Source organism: Shewanella sp. GD04112, from assembly GCF_029835735.1.
GTDB lineage: Bacteria > Pseudomonadota > Gammaproteobacteria > Enterobacterales > Shewanellaceae > Shewanella.
In genome coordinates, this window is record NZ_JAOEAL010000001.1 from 866,636 (window position 1) to 884,049 (window position 17,414).

A 17,414-nucleotide genomic window follows, 5' to 3' on the forward strand; every position below is an offset into this window, starting at 1 on the left:
TTAACGAATGAAGATTAGGGGATGTAAATGAAAAGACCTCAGATTCTACCCAGTGCTTGTGCTATTGCGATCGCAATGGCATTTGCCCCGAGTATTGGCTATGCAGCCGATAACGGCGCTGACAAAGTTGAACGCATTGAAGTAACGGGCTCTCGTATTAAGCGCACTGATATCGAGGGACCGTCACCCATTCAATCCATTGGCAAAGAAGATATTGCCAACATGGGTTTTGACAACCTGCAGCAGTTACTCGAACGTATGCCTGCCAACGGTGCTGGCGCTTTCTCTACCCGTGGGAATAGCCAAGACTCGACCGCAAACGGTGGTGCTTCAATCAGTTTACGTGGCTTAGGCCCTGACGCTACTCTGGTATTGATTAACGGTCGCCGTGTTGCGGCAAGTGCCTTTGCTGAAGGTATCACTAACTCCTTCGTCGACATTAACAACATTCCGGTTTCAGCGATTGAACGCATTGATATTCTGAAAGATGGTGCATCGGCGATTTACGGTTCCGATGCGATTGCGGGTGTAGTTAACATCGTCTTGAAAAAAGACATCGAAGGGATTGAGGTTAACTTAGGTTACGGCGATACCCCGGGTACGGGTTACGATGAAACCACGGCAAGCGTCGTTTGGGGCGTCAAGTCCGAAAAGGGTAGTGCGTCGGTTATTCTCGATTATTTTAAAAACGATACCTTATCGGCAACCGATTTGGGCCGTTTTGGCACAGCCGATCAAAGCCCTTACGGTGGTGAAGATTTCCGTTCCTCACGCGGTTTCCCCGGTTATTTTTATGTCGATGGTGTGAAGACTATCGACCCATCCTGTCCGCCCGATCGTGCAACGGCCAGCGGCAGCTGTTTATTTGACTATGGTCCATACAACTTAGTGATCCCTGAGGCTGAGCGTATTGGGGCTATTGGTCAATTCGATTACCATTTCAATGACGATTTAACCGCGTTCCTCGAGTTAGCCGCGCAACATAACTCTTCAATTGCGGGTGGTGCACCAACACCTTTGGATGAAGATGCGGCCTTAACTGTGCCAGGCACTCACCCAAATAATCCTTGGGGCAAAGATATTGAAATCGGTCGTTTCCGTACTGTGGATGCGGGCGCACGTCGTTGGGATATCGAGTCCGACACCCTGCGTTTAGTCGCGGGTTTACGTGGCACGATTAAAGAGTGGGATTGGGAAGCCTCGGTACAACGCGGCCGCAGTGAATCGACTCAAACGGGCGATCGTACTCAAGGTTGGGTCAGAACCGATTACCTGCAAGCTGAGATCGATGCGGGTCGCTACAATCCCTTTGGCGGCACCATGAACTCGCAGGATGTGATCGATGCGATTACCACTAGCCTAGTTCGCCAAGGTTTATCGAGCATGACGTCTTACGCGGCGAACATTTCGGGCCAAGCGTTCACGCTGGCGGATCGCGATATTATGATGGCGGCGGGTGTGGAATACCGTGAAGAAAGTGTCAGCGACGTGCCGGATGAACAGTTCCAACGTGGGCTGATTTTTGGTACCGAAGCGGTTTCTGCTGCGGCCTCCCGTGACCAATACGCAGGTTATGTGGAGTTCTCTATTCCTGTCACGGATAACTTTGAGCTGCAACTTGCGGGTCGCTACGATCACTACAGCGATTTTGGTTCAACCACTAACCCTAAAGTGGCGTTCCAATGGGGCATCACCGATGAGCTGACAAGCCGTGGTTCTTGGTCAACGGGTTTCCGCGCGCCTTCATTAGCACAAATCGGTTTAGGCCCATCACGCGAAAGTAGCTTCTTTATCGATACTTATCGCTGCGCCGCCGATGGTGTGGATTGTGAAGCGCTCGACTACAACACTGAATTCCAAGGTAACTCTGAGTTGGATGCCGAAGAGTCAGAAACATGGAACCTTGGACTTATCTGGGCGCCAAGCCAGAAGTTTGATATCGGTTTCGATGTTTACAGCATCACTCAAGATAACAAGATCGATAAGCAGCCATTGGGCGATATCTACACCGCAAACTGTAACGATCAAAACAGCACTGTGTGTGAGCGCTTAGCACCGCAAGCGGGTCAAACCTTAGGTCCTATCAGCATTATTCACTCAAGCTTTATCAACTTAAGCTCGCAGGATGTGCAGGGTGTTGACCTGTCAACCCACTATGGTCTTGAGCTAGATAGCTTTGGTGATTTGAAGTTTGGCCTAGAGTACAGCTACCTACATAACTTCGAAAAAGACGGTCTCGATTACACTGGCGAGTACAAGTTCCCACAACATCGCTGGTTACTCACCACGAATTGGACCATGGATAACTTCGCCGCCAACGTAAACCTGAGCTACATCGGTGAGTTCGAAGATACTCCAGATATCGACTTTGACGGCGTGTTAGACTTCGAAACGAACAAGTCTCGTATGGTTGATGCGCAGTTATTAGTTGATATGTCAGGTAGTTACCGTTTCAACGAGATGTTTAAGCTGACATTAGGCGTGAACAACGTATTTGATGAAGAGCCACCGTTTGCGATTGGTGACGGCGATACCGACCTCTATGGTTATGTGATTTCTGTACACAATCCAATGGGACGTTATATCTACACCAAACTGACAATGAACTTCTAACGAGTCATTGGCAGAGTCATTGGAAACGGCGCTTCGGCGCCGTTTTTGTATTTTACTCTGCCGCGACACAGTGTATCTTCGTTCTCGTTAATCAGTCATCACTAAAAGGACGTTAATATGATCACCTTATATGGCATGCCCCGCAGCCGTGCATTACGAGTCGCTTGGGTGTTAGAAGAGTTAGACGCAGAATGGGCCTTTTCGTTTGTGGATATGAATAAGGGCGAGCACCGTAGCGCCGCGTTCTTAGCGCTCAATCCCTGCGGCAAAGTGCCAGTGTTAACCGACGATAATCTTGTATTGTCTGAGTCGGCGGCCATTTGTCTGTATCTGGCGGAGAAGTTTGGCAGCTTGTTACCTGAAGCGGGCAGTGCTGCATCGGGTCTGCATCATCAATGGGTGAGCTTTATTATTACCGAACTCGAGCAGCCTCTATGGACCCTAGGCAAGCATAAATTCGCGCTGCCGGAAGCGCAGCGTCATCCTTCTATCATGCCTTGCGCTGTGTGGGAGTTTGATAAGGCGGCGGCCTTGGCCGAAGCTATGCTGCCCGATAGCGACTTTTTACTCGGCGACACCTTATCGGTTGCCGATATTCTGCTGGCACATACATTGATGTGGGGCACCTCATTTGAGCAGCAGATCCCGCCTAAATTGGCGGCATATCGCGATAGAATTGCGGAGCGTCCTTCGCGTAAATCGGCGCTCGCCAAAATGGAAGCCGTCGCCAACGCAGCGCAGGCTTAATTGGCACTAAGCGATAAAAAACAAAAGGGCAGAAGATTTACTTCTGCCCTTTTTGCTTAAGTCGTTTAGCGTTTATAGCTGAGTCGCCGCCCATTTGGCGCGGCTTTCACGGCTTTCGCTTAACCCATTTTGCTCACGGAATGCCTTGTAGGCTTCGACATCGAGATTGACTAAGCTAACATCCACTTCGAGCACCAGTTTACATTCTTTCTTAATGCGCCATGCCGCCGTGTTGTATAGCTCAGTCAACGGCAGCGAGCTTAAAAATTCAGGATTATATTGGGTGTAAACGGCTTGGGTTGGATACACCACGAAGGCCAAGTGACGCTTAGGCTCTTTCTTGAATAAGGCTTCGATGCCGTCAGTGGTATTGAGCACTTGCATCTCGATAATATCATCAAGATCTAAGAGCTTTTTCTGTGCCAGTTCCGGGGCCTGTGTTTCAGCATTTTCCCACGCTAATACATCGGCTTCGCTGTGGTTGGTCAGTTGTCCTACTTGAGCCGCACTGAGGCTGAGTGATTGGCGTAAGTAGCTCATTTCGATGGCGTTCAAGCCAATATTTTTAGACATAATGCGGTTCTCAAGTTGATAAAAATAAAATCTCGGTAAAATCAGTATTTGTTTTTAAGCCAAATATCTTCGACCCATTCCCAGAAGGATTCCCAATAAGTATCGGTAAAGTCACCGTTTTGCCAGAAGTGAACTTGGCCATCCTGATCGATACAGTAAAAGTCATCGCCCAATTGGCAGATGGCGATTAAGTCCCTTGGCAAGCCGATTGACCAAGCATAGCAGGTGACTTCGGGTAAATAGGTGTGTGAATAGGGATCGGCTGCAGTCACAGGCTCAATCGCGCCATAAATCACATCACTGGCATGGAGTAGGTATTCCTTTAATTCCCGTGGCAGCGGGATCAAAATCTGTTCCTCAACCTCCACTAACTGCTCGAATGTGGGTAACTCGAGTGGCACAGGCACGGTTTCGCTGCGTTCTTGGAGTTGCTCAATAATGTCGTGCATGGAATTTCCTTAAGGGTCGCCTTATGGCGCGGGATTATATAGGGAAACAAGGCTGGATGCGAGGGAAGGGCTGTGAGCTTGTAGCTGGGATAGTTCGGCTTTAGTTTGCGTATTTGCAGCAGTGACGCTTTGGGCTCAGTCAGGTGTGACTCCGTAAAAAAAAGCGCTGGCATCTGTTTTCACAAATAGCCAGCGCAACAGTGGAAGTGGTACAGAGCTAAACGGTAAAGCGATTAAGTAAATGGGTGATTAAGCAACTGAGTTAGTTAGCAGCAGTCCTTCATCGACGCGTTTATAGTTAAGCCAAGCTTTGTGATACAGCTTATGTGACTCTTGGCGCAGCTTAGCGATCTGCGCGGTTTCAAACTCACTTAACCCCCGTTGCTGTTTGATCGCGTTCGCCTCAATCTGTTGAACCTGTTCGTAAACCTTGTGTTCTGGGCCGCTTTTGATGTCGGCAATATCCTTAAGGTGTAATTGGACCTCAGCAATCATGCCGCTTTCGGGCAAACGTACCAGTAAGTTAAGGTCGCGATAACCTGAGGCTTTAGGCTCGGCGAAACGGTTTTTCTGTTTCACGACCTGAGCTTGCTCGCTTAAGGTGTAATAGCTTTGCATCAGCTCGGAGATACTGTTACTGACGATGCTGGCGCGGGCAAGGTCGGTGATCTGGCTCGCATCCCCATTAAATTTGGTGGCGACCTTCTCGGCGGCGCGTTGATAACTTTTCACATCAGGCAAAATCACCTGCGCCTGTGAACTGGCAGCCACTGTCTGCAACAGGCTTGCGAGTTCATTTTGGGCCGCGTGGGCATTGGAATATAAGTTGTCTAAACAGGCCGAAGCTTGACGTGGGGTGTCGAAGGTTTGAGTGTTGAGCGCATAAAGACCATGCAGATCATGGCTTTGAGCCTGTCTTGCACTGTAATTACCGCGTTCGGCTCTGCTGTCATTGATATCTAAAGGATTGGCTACGCCTGTGCGGGTCGATAATAAGAGTAGAAAGATAAAAAAGGTACGAAATAACTTATTCATAACGGCCTACTTCCTTATGGGAGTGATACACATCACAGGGATACCATAGGCTGGAGTGGCTTAATTAAAGCTGAATCAATGATGAAGACTTGTTCATGTTTGGCTTAAGTTCACATTTTTCGCGCCTAAAAAAATAGCGCCGCTATTGTGAGCGGCGCCATTGGGGTTATTTACTACTGTCTTAAATTAATTTGGGATTACCAAATTTTTACGCGTTTCTCTGGCGCGATATACATAGCATCACCTGGTTTCACATCATAGGTGGTGTAGAACTCAGGCATGTTAGATAGCGCACCCAGTGCACGGAATTCCGCTGGTGAGTGTGGATCTGTCGCTACGCGATTACGCAGAGCTTCTTCCTTGGCTTTTGCACGCCAAATTTGCGTGAAGCCGATGAAGAAACGTTGGTCGCCAGTCAGACCGTCGATAACCGGTGCTTCTTTACCATTGAGCGACTTTTTGTACGCACGGTAAGCGATAGTTACGCCCGATAAGTCACCGATGTTTTCGCCTAAGGTCAGGCTGCCGTTCACGTGCAGATCGTCAAACACATAGTAACCATCGTATTGTGCGATCAGCGCCTTACCACGGGCAGAGAATTCTTCTAAGTCTTTCTCTGTCCACCAGTCACGCATATTGCCTTCGCCGTCGAACTTAGCGCCTTGGTCGTCAAAACCATGGCCCATTTCGTGACCGATAACCGCACCGATACCACCGTAGTTGACGGCATCATCCGCTTCCATGTTGAAGAAAGGTGGTTGCAGAATTGCTGCTGGGAACACGATTTCGTTCATGGTTGGGTTGTAGTAAGCGTTAACCGTTTGTGGGGTCATGTGCCACTCGTCTTTATCGATTGGCGCGCCTAACTTAGCCAGTGACTTAGCGTGCTCAACTTCGCTTGCGCGAACCGCGTTACCAATCAAATCATCGGCTTTAATGGTCAGCTTGCTGTAATCTTCCCACTTGTTTGGATAACCAATTTTCGGGTTGAATTTCGCTAATTTTTCGGCAGCAGCTTGCTTAGTTGTATCGCTCATCCAAGTCAGATCTTTGATGCTGTCGCCGTAGGCGCCGCGCAGGTTTTCAACCAATGCTTGCATGCGCTCTTTGGCTTCTGGTGCGAAGTGACGCTTCACGTACACTTTACCCACCACTTCACCTAATACGCCGTTGACTGCCGCAACACCGCGCTTCCAACGTGGCTCTTGTTCTTCTTGACCGTTTAGGGTTTTAGAGAAGAAAGCAAAGTTCTCGTTGTCTAACTCTTCGCTCAAGTTGCTTGCCGCATGGGTCAGCACTTGCCATTGCATGTAGGTTTTCCAAGTTGCCAGATCGGTCGTTTTGAGGACTTCGTTCAGGCCTTGGATATAGCTCGGTTGGTTAACGATAATGTCGGTTTGCTTGTCAGCACCTAATGTCGTTAAGTAGCCTGTCCAGTCGATATCTGGCGCTAAGCTTGGCAGATCTTTAACTTGGTACAGGTTATAGGATTTAGTGCTGTCGCGGGTTTCAACCACATCCCAATGTTTAGCGGCAATCGCAGTTTCGAGTGCGAGGATAGATTCTGCGCTGGCTTTTGGATTGGCAAGACCGGCTAGAGTGAACATTTTTTCGATATGGGCAAGGTAAGCCTTACGAATATTAACGAAACGCTCTGACTCGTTAAAGTAGTAGTCTTTTTCTGGCAGGCTTAGGCCGTATTGATACAGGTGAGTCGCGTAACGGCTAGAGTTCTTTGCATCGATATCGATGTAGAAAGCCATTGGCGTACCCGCACCCATGATTTGGCTGTGGGCGAAGTATTTTACCAGCTCGTTTTTATCTTTTAAGGCGTTGATGGCATCAAACTCGCCTTTCAGTGGCGTCACGCCTAGCTTGTTTAGCGTTGCTGTGTCCATAAATGAACGGTAAAGGTCAGCCACTTTTTGCTCGTCAGTGCCTTCGACCAGATTTGGCGTTGCAGCGACTTCTTCGATAATGGCTTTAACGTCATCACGGGATTTTTCACGCAGATCGTAGAAGGCACCAATGCTAGTGCGATCGGCTGGGATCTCGGCTTTCTTCAGCCAAGCGCCGTTAACATATTCATAGAAGTCGTCCTGTGGACGCACTGATTTATCGAAGTTTTCAAATTCGATACCTGAACCTAATGCTTTAGTCACAGCGGCAGCAGTGGCGGTTTTAGTGGTTTCTGGCGCTTTAACTTCAGCGGGTTTGTCATTACAGGCAGTGAGGCCCGCGATGAGTGAGGCACACAGTCCCCCAATGAGTACTTTTCTCATGTCGTTTCCTTCGAATTTGTTATTGTGCCCATCTCTGGGCCTGTTTAGCTGCAAAATGGGATTGCTTCAGGCGCAACGCTACGTATGTTAATGCTTTAGTGGGAATCTAAACAAGGTGATTACACTTTTTCAGCCGGATTTATTATCCATCAGTTGTAACTAAAAATTACCATGGTTGAATTTGGCCTAAAAACCGCCAAACATACCGTACGCAAGCTCTGACAAGTTAGTAAGTACTTAGGTTTGCACTGCGTAACCGAGCACGTGTTTGGGCAATTTGTTTGGCTAGGCTTTGCCCTTTCTTTCGTAGGGCCTCATAATACGGCGGTTTTCATTTATTGAAGTTGAGTCGTCCCGTGCGTTTAGACAAATTTATCTGTGAAAGTACCTCGCTTACCCGTTCTTTAGCGAAAAAAGCCCTGCACCGTGGTGACATCACCTGTGATGGGGCTGTGATTAAAGATGCTGGCTTTAAAGTGCTCGAGGGGATGCAAGTGTGCCTCGAAGGTGAGCCTATCTCCCTCCTCGGTGAGCGTTACCTGATGCTCAATAAGCCCGTGGATACGATTTGCTCGACCATAGATGAAGTCTACCCTTCGGTATTGAGCCTGCTGGATATTGAAAAGCCCGAAACCTTACACATTGCTGGTCGTTTAGATGCAGATACTACTGGCCTTGTGCTAATCACGAGCGATGGTCAATGGTCGCATCGGATCACCTCGCCGAAAAAATACTGTGGCAAGCGTTACTTAGTGACGTTAGCCGATCCTGTGGATGAGAGTCTGATTGGCGTCTTTGCCGCTGGAGTGGAGCTGAGAAACGAAGACGGCCTGACAAAACCCGCAGTGCTTGAAATCATCGAGCCGCAGTTGGTACGTTTAACCATTACCGAAGGCAAGTATCACCAAGTGAAGCGGATGTTTGCCGCCGTAGGTAATCATGTGGTTGGCTTACACCGTGAAAGCATTGGCAAAATTGAATTAGACGCAGAACTTGCTCTAGGCGAATGGCGCTATCTGACGAGCGAAGAAATCGCCTCGATTTAACACCGTTTGGCTAAAAAAATGCCGCTCCTGATGAGCGGCATTTTTATTGCTATTTTTTATCGCCAATTAGCGTTTTCTGATAAGGCTATTGTTTTTTCAGGATCAGATTACCGCTAATGGTATCCATCTTCACACTGGCGCTACCAGAGCCCGTTTGGAAGCTTAAGGATTCATTCGACACGTATTTTTGTCTTTGTGGCACATCTTGGCTCAAGCCATTTTTGATTTTGCCGCCTGGGCCGCCATTGAGCTCGAAATTGGCATCGGGTGTATCAGCAAATGTCACAATAATATCGCCACTGACGCTCTCTAGATTGGCTTTATCGAAGCTTTTTGCCAGTGACACTTGAGTGTCGCCGCTCACGGTGCGGACATTGACTTCTTTGGCGGTATTTAAGTCGGCTTTGATTTCCCCCGAAACCTGCTCGACTTTCACTTTATCGGCTAAGGTTTGGCTGTTGAGATCGCCGCTCACTAAACGGTATTTGATTTCGCCTTTGCTTTGGGTGTCTTTAATCTCACCGGAGACGGTATCTAACATCACTTTACCCGCTAACCCCTTAGTGGTGATGTCGCCAGACACAGTGTGCAATGTCGGTGTGCCGTCTAGTGCCTCGGCGGTGATATTACCGCTAACGGTATTTAACTCCAGCTCGCCTTGAGTCTGGCTGATTTGCAGATTGGCTGAAATCGTATCGGCGCTCAGCTTGACGGTTTTAGGTACCTTAATGGTGAGTTTTGAGCCGTTGTTGTCACTGCCGTTATAGTGGCGTGGCATTTTATCTTCGATATTCAGGTTGTTACCTTTCTGTTCGAAGACAAAACCTTCGCTCAGCTCATCGAGAGTGCCCGTCACGCTGACTTCATTTTTATCCCAGCTTTGAATTTGCACTTCGCCCCGTTGGACTTTGATTTGCAGCAGGGTATCGCTGCTCATCGGCAACTGTTTGTCCACACTTTCAGCGGCGAACACACTGCCCATAAGGCCAAGATAAAGCGTCGACACTAAGAGACTGGTTTTCGTGAGGGTAAAATGGCTCATATGCTATTTCCTTGTGTTGAGTTTTGAATCGGAAGTTTTTGGCCTTGCTGTAGCAAATCGAGTTCACGTTGTTGCACCCAAAGCCAGAGTTGCCAAAGTTGTTTGTCGGTTGGATTAGCTTGTAACGCTTGATAAATCTGTTCGCCGGCACGGCGTAATTCCGCTAAGCCTTGCTCTAATGGCGCGCTAAAGCGACTGGTTTGCCAAGCCACAACCGTCGGGGTTTGTTCGAGGCTCGTCACTTGGGCTTGATGTGTCTGGGCAATTTGGCTTAGCAGCGTGTGCAGCGCTTGTTCATCATCCGCCGGTTGGCTGACGATTTGTTCAGGGAGCAACGTTATTACCGGAGCTTGAGTGTAAAAACCAAAGAACACAGCTAGCACCACAGTTGCGGCAATCGCCCATTGCACGCCTTGTAATCGCGGCGCTTGGCGAACCGCCGTTTGCGACGCCAATGGCTTATCCATACGTTTTTCGATGCCTTGCCAAAGATCCCGCTTGGGAGTTAATGCTTTGGGGGCATCATCAATCAACTGCTGGAGCTTGGCCTCGCGGGGATCGTTAGATAAGGACATTACAGCATCTCCTGTAGTAATTGCTTGGCTCTGTGGTACTGGGTCTTGCTGGTTCCCACTGCAATACCAAGTAATTGCGCAATTTCTTCATGTTGATAGCCTTCAATGGCGCAGAGCACAAACACGATGCGCGCCCGCTCTGGCAATTTGAGGATCAACTTGTCTAACCCTTGATAATGTTCATCCGCGCTTGAATGTTCATCGTCACTCTCCATCGGGATAAAACGTGCCCAAAATGACTTTTGCTTACGGATAAAGCTCAGTGCCTGATTTACACAAATGCTGTGTAACCAAGTGGAAAATTGGCTCTCCCCCCTAAACTGCGGCAATTTCTGCCAGACCAGAATAAAGCACTCTTGGGTGATTTCTTCCGCCTGCGATGCTTGGCCTGATAAGCGCAGCGATAGGGCATATACCCTTGGATGATGGTGTAAATACAGTTGCTTAAATGCGGCTCTATTCCCTTGGCTGGCCAAGGTGATAAGGTCAAATTCTGACATTGCATCGTTGAGTGGGAGTCTCCCTGCCGTCACTGTATTTTCCTGTCATCAAAGTGAATGGTTACTGATTGGACGCTTTGAAAAGCGTAAAAGGTTTGTATCCAATAAAAATATATTCAGTTTATTTTTAGATATTGCGTAACTCTTTGCGTTGTTGTAGTAAAATTAGTTGTGTATTTTGGCGCTAACTTTATGAAGTTATTAATTTTATACCAAATGGTATTCAGGTGTAATCGCTAATACAGCAGGATAAATCATTCGCGATATTCAGCCTAATACTGGCGTTGCAGTTCATGGTGATGGTGTGAAGAGGAGCATTGCTCGACCAGTGCACAATAAATAAAAGATAAACTTTGTATATCAGGGATATTTTGCTGTTAAAGGCCTAACTCCCAGCTATCTTTTTAAGAGATGTTATTTATTAGGGGCTTTATATGTTAATCCGCTCAAAGTTGTTACTCAGTGCCGCTGTATCCGTGACTGCCTTGATTGCCATGTTTGGATTGCAGCTTCATTCTAATTCGGTTGAGTCGGAACTCTCCCACGCCGCGCAAACCGTTCTCGAGCTAGAACGAGACGTTTTGCTACTGCGTAAAAATGAAAAGGACTTCTTTGGTCGAAAAGATATTCAATATGTTGAAAAGCATAAAGAAGTACATGCAAAGATTGATGAGTTAGTCCCGAGTCTCGAGAGTATTTTTAAAAAATACAAGGTTTCCACTGCGTCACTCGAAAGCTTTGACCGTAACCTCAATCAGTATCAAGTCGCCTTCAACGAAGTCGTTCAGCTCCAACAAGAAATAGGTTTAACCCCTAAAACGGGTCTCTACGGCACCCTAAGAACGGCAGTGCATAATGTCGAGTCCATGCTGAAGGAATACGACCAGTTATCCCTCGAAGTCGCCATGTTGCAGCTACGCCGCAACGAAAAAGACTTTATGCTGCGCCGCGAGATGAGCTATGTCGAGACCTTCGACGCTAACATCGCCAAGTTCAACGCTAGCCTCAGAGCATCGAGTTTAGACACGGATACCCAAAATAAAATTGCGGCCTTAATTGAACAATATCAAAAGGATTTTAAGAGCTTAGTTAATAAAGAGCAGCAACTGGGTCTCAGTGAAAAAGATGGCACCATGGCAAAATTGATCGCCGCGAATAAGTTGACTGAAGCCAGTGCCGACGAGCTGCATAATCTTGCGTTAAAAGCCATCGATGATACTGAAAGCAGCAGCGTCAATATCGGGATTTTGGTTTTCGTTATTATCGCCCTGATCCTTGCTGTGATTACCTACCTCATCATCCGCAGCATTATCACCCCAGTTGAGCGTATCACTCAGGTGATTTCACGTATCGAGGTCAGTAAGGATTTAACCCTCAGATGCGATGCCTCGACCCAGGATGAGCTGGGTGAAATTGCGCAGCATTTCAACAGCATGGTGGGAAGCTTCCAGCAGCTTATCGAGCAGGTTATTGACTCAGTCGCCACGATTAACACCTCCTGTAAGAGTGTGTCAGAGAACGCCATGCTTGCGTCTGAAGGCGTTGCCCAGCAGCTTAATGAAACTGATATGGTGGCAACGGCGATTACCGAAATGGGCGCGACCATTGATGAAATCGCTAAAACTACCGAGCTTGCAGCCCTCAAAGCGGGTAAAACCCATGAAAACGCCCAATTAGGGCAAACTGAGGTTGAGCAAACCATCCTTAAGATCAGACAACTGTCAGATCAGATTAACAGCAGCGCCTCTGTGGTGGATGAGCTCGAGCGTGACAGTGAAACCATTGGTAGCGTGCTCGATGTGATCCGTGGCATTGCGGAGCAAACCAACTTACTGGCACTCAATGCGGCGATTGAGGCAGCTCGCGCGGGTGAGCAAGGCCGTGGTTTTGCCGTGGTTGCCGACGAAGTACGCAGTCTGGCGATGCGAACTCAATCGTCGACACAGGAAATTGCCAACATTATTCAAACCCTGCAAAGCCGAACTCGCGCCATAGTGCAATTAATGGACGCGAGCCAAAAGCAAGGGGCCGAGAGTGCCGAGCAGGCTGCGGCGGCTGGAGAGTTGCTGAAGCTTATCAATACCGATGTGCATAATATTATGGATATGAGCACACAGATTGCTGCAGCAATTGAAGAGCAGAGCATGGTTGCCGCCGAAGTGAATAAGAACGTAGTTGTTATCCGTGATATTGCTGAGGATTCTTCTCGGGCTGCCGATGCCAATGCGTCGGCTTCGGATGAACTTAAATCCCGCGCCGAATATCTGGTCAGTGCAGTGAGCCACTTTAAGATCTAGTCGCACTTTTGTCTGTCAGAAACGCACCTAAGGGTGCGTTTTTTATGGCGAAGTTAAGCGCTGAGGTTTTGCCTTAAGATGGCTGCGTGAGTGAATTAACGTGAATAGCTCTAAATAAAAACTGCGATAAAACCCACCAACAAAAAACGCACCCTAAGGTGCGTTTTTTATGCAAAGCGCCGCGATTAGTGGCTGAACATTGCAGAGATAGACTCTTCGTTACTGACGCGGCGAATGGCTTCTGCCAATACGGCCGACATCGTCAGTTGAGTCACTTTAGCCACTTTAAGCATTTCAGGGCTTAAAGGTACAGTATCGGTCACGATAACTTCATCGATCACTGAGTTTTCGATATTTTCAGCCGCTTTGCCAGAGAATACTGGGTGAGTCGCGTAAGCAAATACGCGGTTTGCACCGTGTTCTTTTAAGGCTTCAGCCGCTTTACACAGAGTGCCGCCTGTGTCGATCATATCGTCAACGATAATGCAGTCACGGCCTTGAACGTCACCAATGATATGCATCACTTGCGCAACGTTTGCCTGTGGACGACGCTTGTCGATAATGGCCAGATCAGAATCATCTAATAGTTTTGCCACTGCACGAGCGCGGACAACACCACCGATATCTGGAGAAACAACTACTGGGTTATCTAATTTCTTCGCCAGCATATCTTCGAGCAGCACAGGGCTACCGAACACGTTGTCTACTGGTACGTCGAAGAAGCCTTGAATTTGCTCTGCGTGTAAATCACAGGTCAGAACGCGGTCAACACCGACGCTTGACAGGAAGTCAGCAACAACTTTCGCAGTAATAGGTACACGTGCGCTACGTACGCGACGGTCTTGACGAGCATAACCAAAGTAAGGAATAACGGCAGTGATACGACCGGCTGATGCACGGCGTAGCGCGTCAACCATAACGATAAGTTCCATTAGGTTATCGTTGGTTGGGGCGCAGGTGGATTGGATGATAAACACATCGGCACCACGTACATTTTCGTTAATTTGGACACTGATTTCACCATCGCTGAAACGACCAACCACTGCGTCTCCGAGTTTACAAAATAGACGATCGGCTATCTTCTTAGCGAGACTGGGGGTGGCGTTCCCAGCAAAGAGCTTGATGTCGGGCACTGTATGAACCTCAGGCGTTTGCTTTATATTTTAGTGGCTAGAGCAACGACGATGCGGGGACGGGAGCGGAACCCGTGGGCTATCGTAAAAAGTTGCTCTAGAAGAAAGTAGTTTATGGATGATTGAGTCGCACTATGAGCGGCGAAATATTCACCCCTTTTGCAACAAATCCTTGCATATCAGACGGTAATTTCGCCAAGGCTGCGAGAGCTTGCTGCTGCGAAGAAAACTCCCCAAACACGCATGCGCCCGTTCCGGTCATTCTCGACGGCGCATATTCTAGCAGCCAGCCTAAGGCCTTGGCAACTTGAGGGTATTTGGAAACGACCAGATCTTGGCAATCATTTGCCCAAGGTTGGCTCATTAACGTGTCGATGCCAAGCTTAGGAGTATCGCGGGGTAGCAAAGGATCTTGGAACACCGCTGCGGTGGAAACATGGACATCGGGCGCTATCACTAAATACCAAAATTCAGTGGGTGTCACCGCTTGTAAACGTTCGCCAACGCCTTCGGCAAATGCCGCGAAACCGCGAATAAAAACAGGGATATCGGCACCGAGTTTTAAACCAATTGTGGCTAATTCATCGTTAGATAGTTGGGTGTTCCACAACTGATTTAACGCCACAATCGTAGTAGCCGCATCGGAGGAGCCGCCGCCTAAACCGCCGCCCATGGGTAAACGTTTTTCAAGCCAGATTTCGGCGCCGCCAGGATAGCCTGTTGCTTGCTGTAATGATTTTGCGGCTCGCAGAATTAAGTTATCGCTATCCGCGACAACGGCCGACATGCCAGAGTGCAATATCAGCTCAGGCGTCTGCGTCACCCTAAAGTCGAGCAGATCGCAACAATCGATAAATTGAAACAGGGTTTGCAACTCATGGTAACCGTCGGCGCGGCGTCCGTTGATATGCAGAAACAGATTTAATTTGGCGGGCGCGGGCCAATTGCGCGAAATCTCATTCGACATGCTAAGGTTTTTCTCCGAGCATTATTGAGGGTTTACCTAAGGCTTGCCATTGATTGAGTTGCAGCTTGAGCTGTAAATCACCGCGTTCAAGCTTTAACTGATAGGGTACCTCGGCACCGCTTTGGGATTGCCAACTCAAAAATGTGACTACCCAAGGTGGCAAGGTTTGCGAGTTTTGAATTTGTTTGGTTTTACCATTGCTATCAACGGCAAGCACACGGTCTAAAGCGCCGACTTGGCCTGTGATCCAAAGGGGTAAGTCGTTAATCGGGATGGACCAGCCGCTGACTCGCTCGAGTAGTGCTTGGGCGTTGCTATCGCGAAAATCTTTGCCATCGACATGCAGATGAGCCGAGTTAGGCGTAGCATCCAAAGTCAACACTGTGGTGCCGAGCATAGTGGTGAGGGTGAGCTCGTCTCGCTCCTCACTGTGGCGCCAATAGAGATTGGCACTGAGCTTATCCTGCGGCGTGCGGATAGCGAGTTTCCCCTGTAATTCCCACGCCTTGGCTTGCGCGGCATTATCGACCGTTATAGGGCTGAGATCTGTCGTTGGCGGCAGGGTCTCGCAGCCGCCTAAAAACAATAGGCCGCTCAAGGCGATACAAGAGAAAATGGATTTTGTGAAGCGCTTCAAATTATTCATCTATAACTGATATACCAAAGTCCTTATGATACGAGGGCTTGTAAAGAATACCAATGCCAATCGTAAAATTTCCATTGGCGGTCACTTGGGATAACTTCGGTCGCGATAATCTGCATTTGTCTATCATTGATAGAAAATTTAGGTAAGAAGTTAGACCTTTATTCGGTTTTGTTAAGCGTATTCTGTTTTTAGTTGGGCCAATTCAGTAGAATGCCCTTATTAAGAGAGACGCCAAGAATCTAGAAAAGAGTCAGATGAGCCTTGTAGCAATCGGTATTAACCATAAAACAGCCACGGTAGACCTGCGTGAGAAAGTTGCCTTCTCTCCGGACAAAATTCATGATGCCATGAAGAGTCTGGCCAGTCGTACACGCTCGGGTGAAGCCGTTATCGTCTCGACCTGTAATCGCACTGAATTGTATTGTAACAATGGCGATGAGGCCGACATCATTGAGTGGCTTGAAGAATATCACGGCCTAGATCATCAAGATGTAGCGCCGTGCCTCTACAATTACCACGGTCAAGCGGCGGTAAAGCATTTAATGCGCGTGGCCTCCGGTCTCGACTCGCTGATCTTGGGTGAGCCGCAAATTCTGGGGCAGGTTAAGCAGGCTTTTGTGAAAGCTAAAGAAGCGGGTACCGTTGCGCTGACCATTGACCGCTTGTTCCAAAATACCTTCTCCGTGGCGAAAAAAGTGCGTACCGAAACCGAAATCGGTGCCGCGGCTGTCTCGGTGGCCTTTGCTGCCGTGAGCATGGCAAAACATATCTTCTCTTCGTTGTCGACCACTAAGGTGTTGTTAATTGGCGCCGGTGAAACCATTGAGCTGGTGGCTAAACATCTTAAGGATAACGGTGTTGCTTCTATGGTCGTGGCAAACCGTACTCTTGAACGTGCCCAAAGCATGTGTGAAGAGTTTAATGCCACGGCAATTACGTTGGCACAGATACCAGATTTTCTCCCTAAAGCCGATATCGTGATATCCTCTACCGCCAGCCCGCTACCAATCCTTGGTAAAGGCATGGTAGAAAAAGCGCTAAAGCAGCGTCGCCATCAACCTATGTTATTGGTTGATATAGCAGTTCCCCGGGATATTGAGCCGGAAGTCGCCGATTTGGACGATGCGTTTCTGTATACAGTGGACGACCTGCATAGCATTATTGAACAGAATAAGGCTTCCCGTAAGGAGGCCGCCGAGCAAGCTGAATTAATTACTGAAGAACAATCCTACCTCTTTATGGATTGGGTGCGTTCTTTAGAGTCGGTCGACAGTATTCGCGAGTATCGCAGCCAAAGCATGGCGATAAAGGATGAGTTAGTGGAACGCGCCCTGAATAAATTAGCGCAGGGGGGCGACACTGAGCAGGTATTGATTGAACTAGCCAATCGCCTGACTAATAGGCTCATTCACGCACCAACCCAAGCCCTCACAGTGGCGAGTCGTCAGGGTGATTTGAATACCTTAGGTCAGTTAAGAACAGCGCTCGGATTAGATAAAAACTAAGGTT

15 protein-coding genes are annotated in these 17,414 nt (G+C 48.3%); 5 read left to right on the top strand and 10 right to left on the bottom strand.

Annotated elements, in window-relative coordinates:
* Positions 1–27: 27 nt before the first annotated feature.
* Complete coding sequence (locus N7386_RS03860; RefSeq protein WP_279767112.1) at positions 28–2,613, top strand: TonB-dependent receptor; 2,586 nt, start codon at positions 28–30, stop codon at positions 2,611–2,613.
* Between the two features lie 117 nt (positions 2,614–2,730).
* Positions 2,731–3,360: a glutathione S-transferase family protein gene (locus N7386_RS03865; RefSeq protein ID WP_279767113.1), complete on the top strand. Its 630-nt coding sequence runs from the start codon at positions 2,731–2,733 to the stop codon at positions 3,358–3,360.
* Positions 3,361–3,432: 72 nt separating this feature from the next.
* On the opposite strand, the gene N7386_RS03870 is transcribed toward N7386_RS03865, so the two are convergent.
* From N7386_RS03870 to N7386_RS03885, 4 genes are all read right to left on the bottom strand, one after another.
* On the bottom strand, positions 3,433–3,933 hold the full coding sequence (locus tag N7386_RS03870; protein ID WP_011623924.1) for a DUF4447 family protein: 501 nt from the start codon (positions 3,931–3,933) through the stop codon (positions 3,433–3,435).
* Between the two features lie 41 nt (positions 3,934–3,974).
* Positions 3,975–4,382: an SMI1/KNR4 family protein gene (locus N7386_RS03875; protein WP_011623923.1), complete on the bottom strand. Its 408-nt coding sequence runs from the start codon at positions 4,380–4,382 to the stop codon at positions 3,975–3,977.
* Positions 4,383–4,631: 249 nt separating this feature from the next.
* Positions 4,632–5,417, bottom strand: coding sequence for a RelA/SpoT domain-containing protein (locus tag N7386_RS03880; RefSeq protein ID WP_109287920.1), 786 nt, complete (start codon positions 5,415–5,417; stop codon positions 4,632–4,634).
* A gap of 197 nt (positions 5,418–5,614) precedes the next feature.
* On the bottom strand, positions 5,615–7,699 hold the full coding sequence (locus N7386_RS03885) for a M13-type metalloendopeptidase (RefSeq protein ID WP_279767114.1): 2,085 nt from the start codon (positions 7,697–7,699) through the stop codon (positions 5,615–5,617).
* Positions 7,700–8,037: 338 nt separating this feature from the next.
* Between N7386_RS03885 and rsuA the strand changes: the two genes are divergently transcribed.
* Positions 8,038–8,745 (top strand): 16S rRNA pseudouridine(516) synthase RsuA, encoded by a 708-nt coding sequence (rsuA, locus tag N7386_RS03890; protein ID WP_279767115.1) that lies wholly within the window; start codon positions 8,038–8,040, stop codon positions 8,743–8,745.
* A gap of 85 nt (positions 8,746–8,830) precedes the next feature.
* Here rsuA and N7386_RS03895 read toward each other — a convergent pair whose 3' ends face one another.
* Genes N7386_RS03895 through N7386_RS03905 form a run of 3 tightly spaced genes read right to left on the bottom strand, consistent with a single transcriptional unit; the run spans position 8,831 to position 10,895 of the window.
* Positions 8,831–9,787 carry a DUF4097 family beta strand repeat-containing protein gene (locus tag N7386_RS03895; RefSeq protein WP_279767116.1) on the bottom strand — a complete coding sequence of 319 codons (957 nt, stop codon included), beginning with the start codon at positions 9,785–9,787 and terminating at the stop codon, positions 8,831–8,833.
* Positions 9,784–10,362, bottom strand: coding sequence for an anti-sigma factor (locus N7386_RS03900; RefSeq protein WP_279767117.1), 579 nt, complete (start codon positions 10,360–10,362; stop codon positions 9,784–9,786). Before N7386_RS03900 ends, N7386_RS03895 begins: the two co-directional genes overlap by 4 nt.
* Positions 10,362–10,895 (bottom strand): RNA polymerase sigma factor, encoded by a 534-nt coding sequence (locus N7386_RS03905; protein ID WP_086902023.1) that lies wholly within the window; start codon positions 10,893–10,895, stop codon positions 10,362–10,364. Before N7386_RS03905 ends, N7386_RS03900 begins: the two co-directional genes overlap by 1 nt.
* A 401-nt stretch (positions 10,896–11,296) precedes the next feature.
* On the opposite strand from N7386_RS03905, the gene N7386_RS03910 reads away from it, so the two are divergent.
* Positions 11,297–13,159: a methyl-accepting chemotaxis protein gene (locus tag N7386_RS03910; RefSeq protein WP_086902024.1), complete on the top strand. Its 1,863-nt coding sequence runs from the start codon at positions 11,297–11,299 to the stop codon at positions 13,157–13,159.
* 185 nt (positions 13,160–13,344) lie between these two features.
* Here the strand turns inward: N7386_RS03910 and N7386_RS03915 are convergent, their stop codons facing one another.
* From N7386_RS03915 to lolB, 3 genes are all read right to left on the bottom strand, one after another.
* Positions 13,345–14,292 (bottom strand): ribose-phosphate pyrophosphokinase, encoded by a 948-nt coding sequence (locus tag N7386_RS03915; RefSeq protein WP_011623915.1) that lies wholly within the window; start codon positions 14,290–14,292, stop codon positions 13,345–13,347.
* Between the two features lie 112 nt (positions 14,293–14,404).
* A complete protein-coding gene (ispE, locus tag N7386_RS03920; RefSeq protein ID WP_279767118.1) occupies positions 14,405–15,259 on the bottom strand; it encodes a 4-(cytidine 5'-diphospho)-2-C-methyl-D-erythritol kinase in 855 nt (284 codons plus the stop codon).
* Between the two features lies 1 nt (position 15,260).
* Positions 15,261–15,905 (bottom strand): lipoprotein insertase outer membrane protein LolB, encoded by a 645-nt coding sequence (gene lolB / locus N7386_RS03925; protein WP_086902026.1) that lies wholly within the window; start codon positions 15,903–15,905, stop codon positions 15,261–15,263.
* Positions 15,906–16,159: 254 nt separating this feature from the next.
* Here lolB and hemA point away from each other — a divergent pair, with 254 nt between their 5' ends.
* A complete protein-coding gene (hemA, locus tag N7386_RS03930; RefSeq protein ID WP_011625266.1) occupies positions 16,160–17,410 on the top strand; it encodes a glutamyl-tRNA reductase in 1,251 nt (416 codons plus the stop codon).
* The last annotated feature ends 4 nt before the right edge of the window (positions 17,411–17,414 follow it).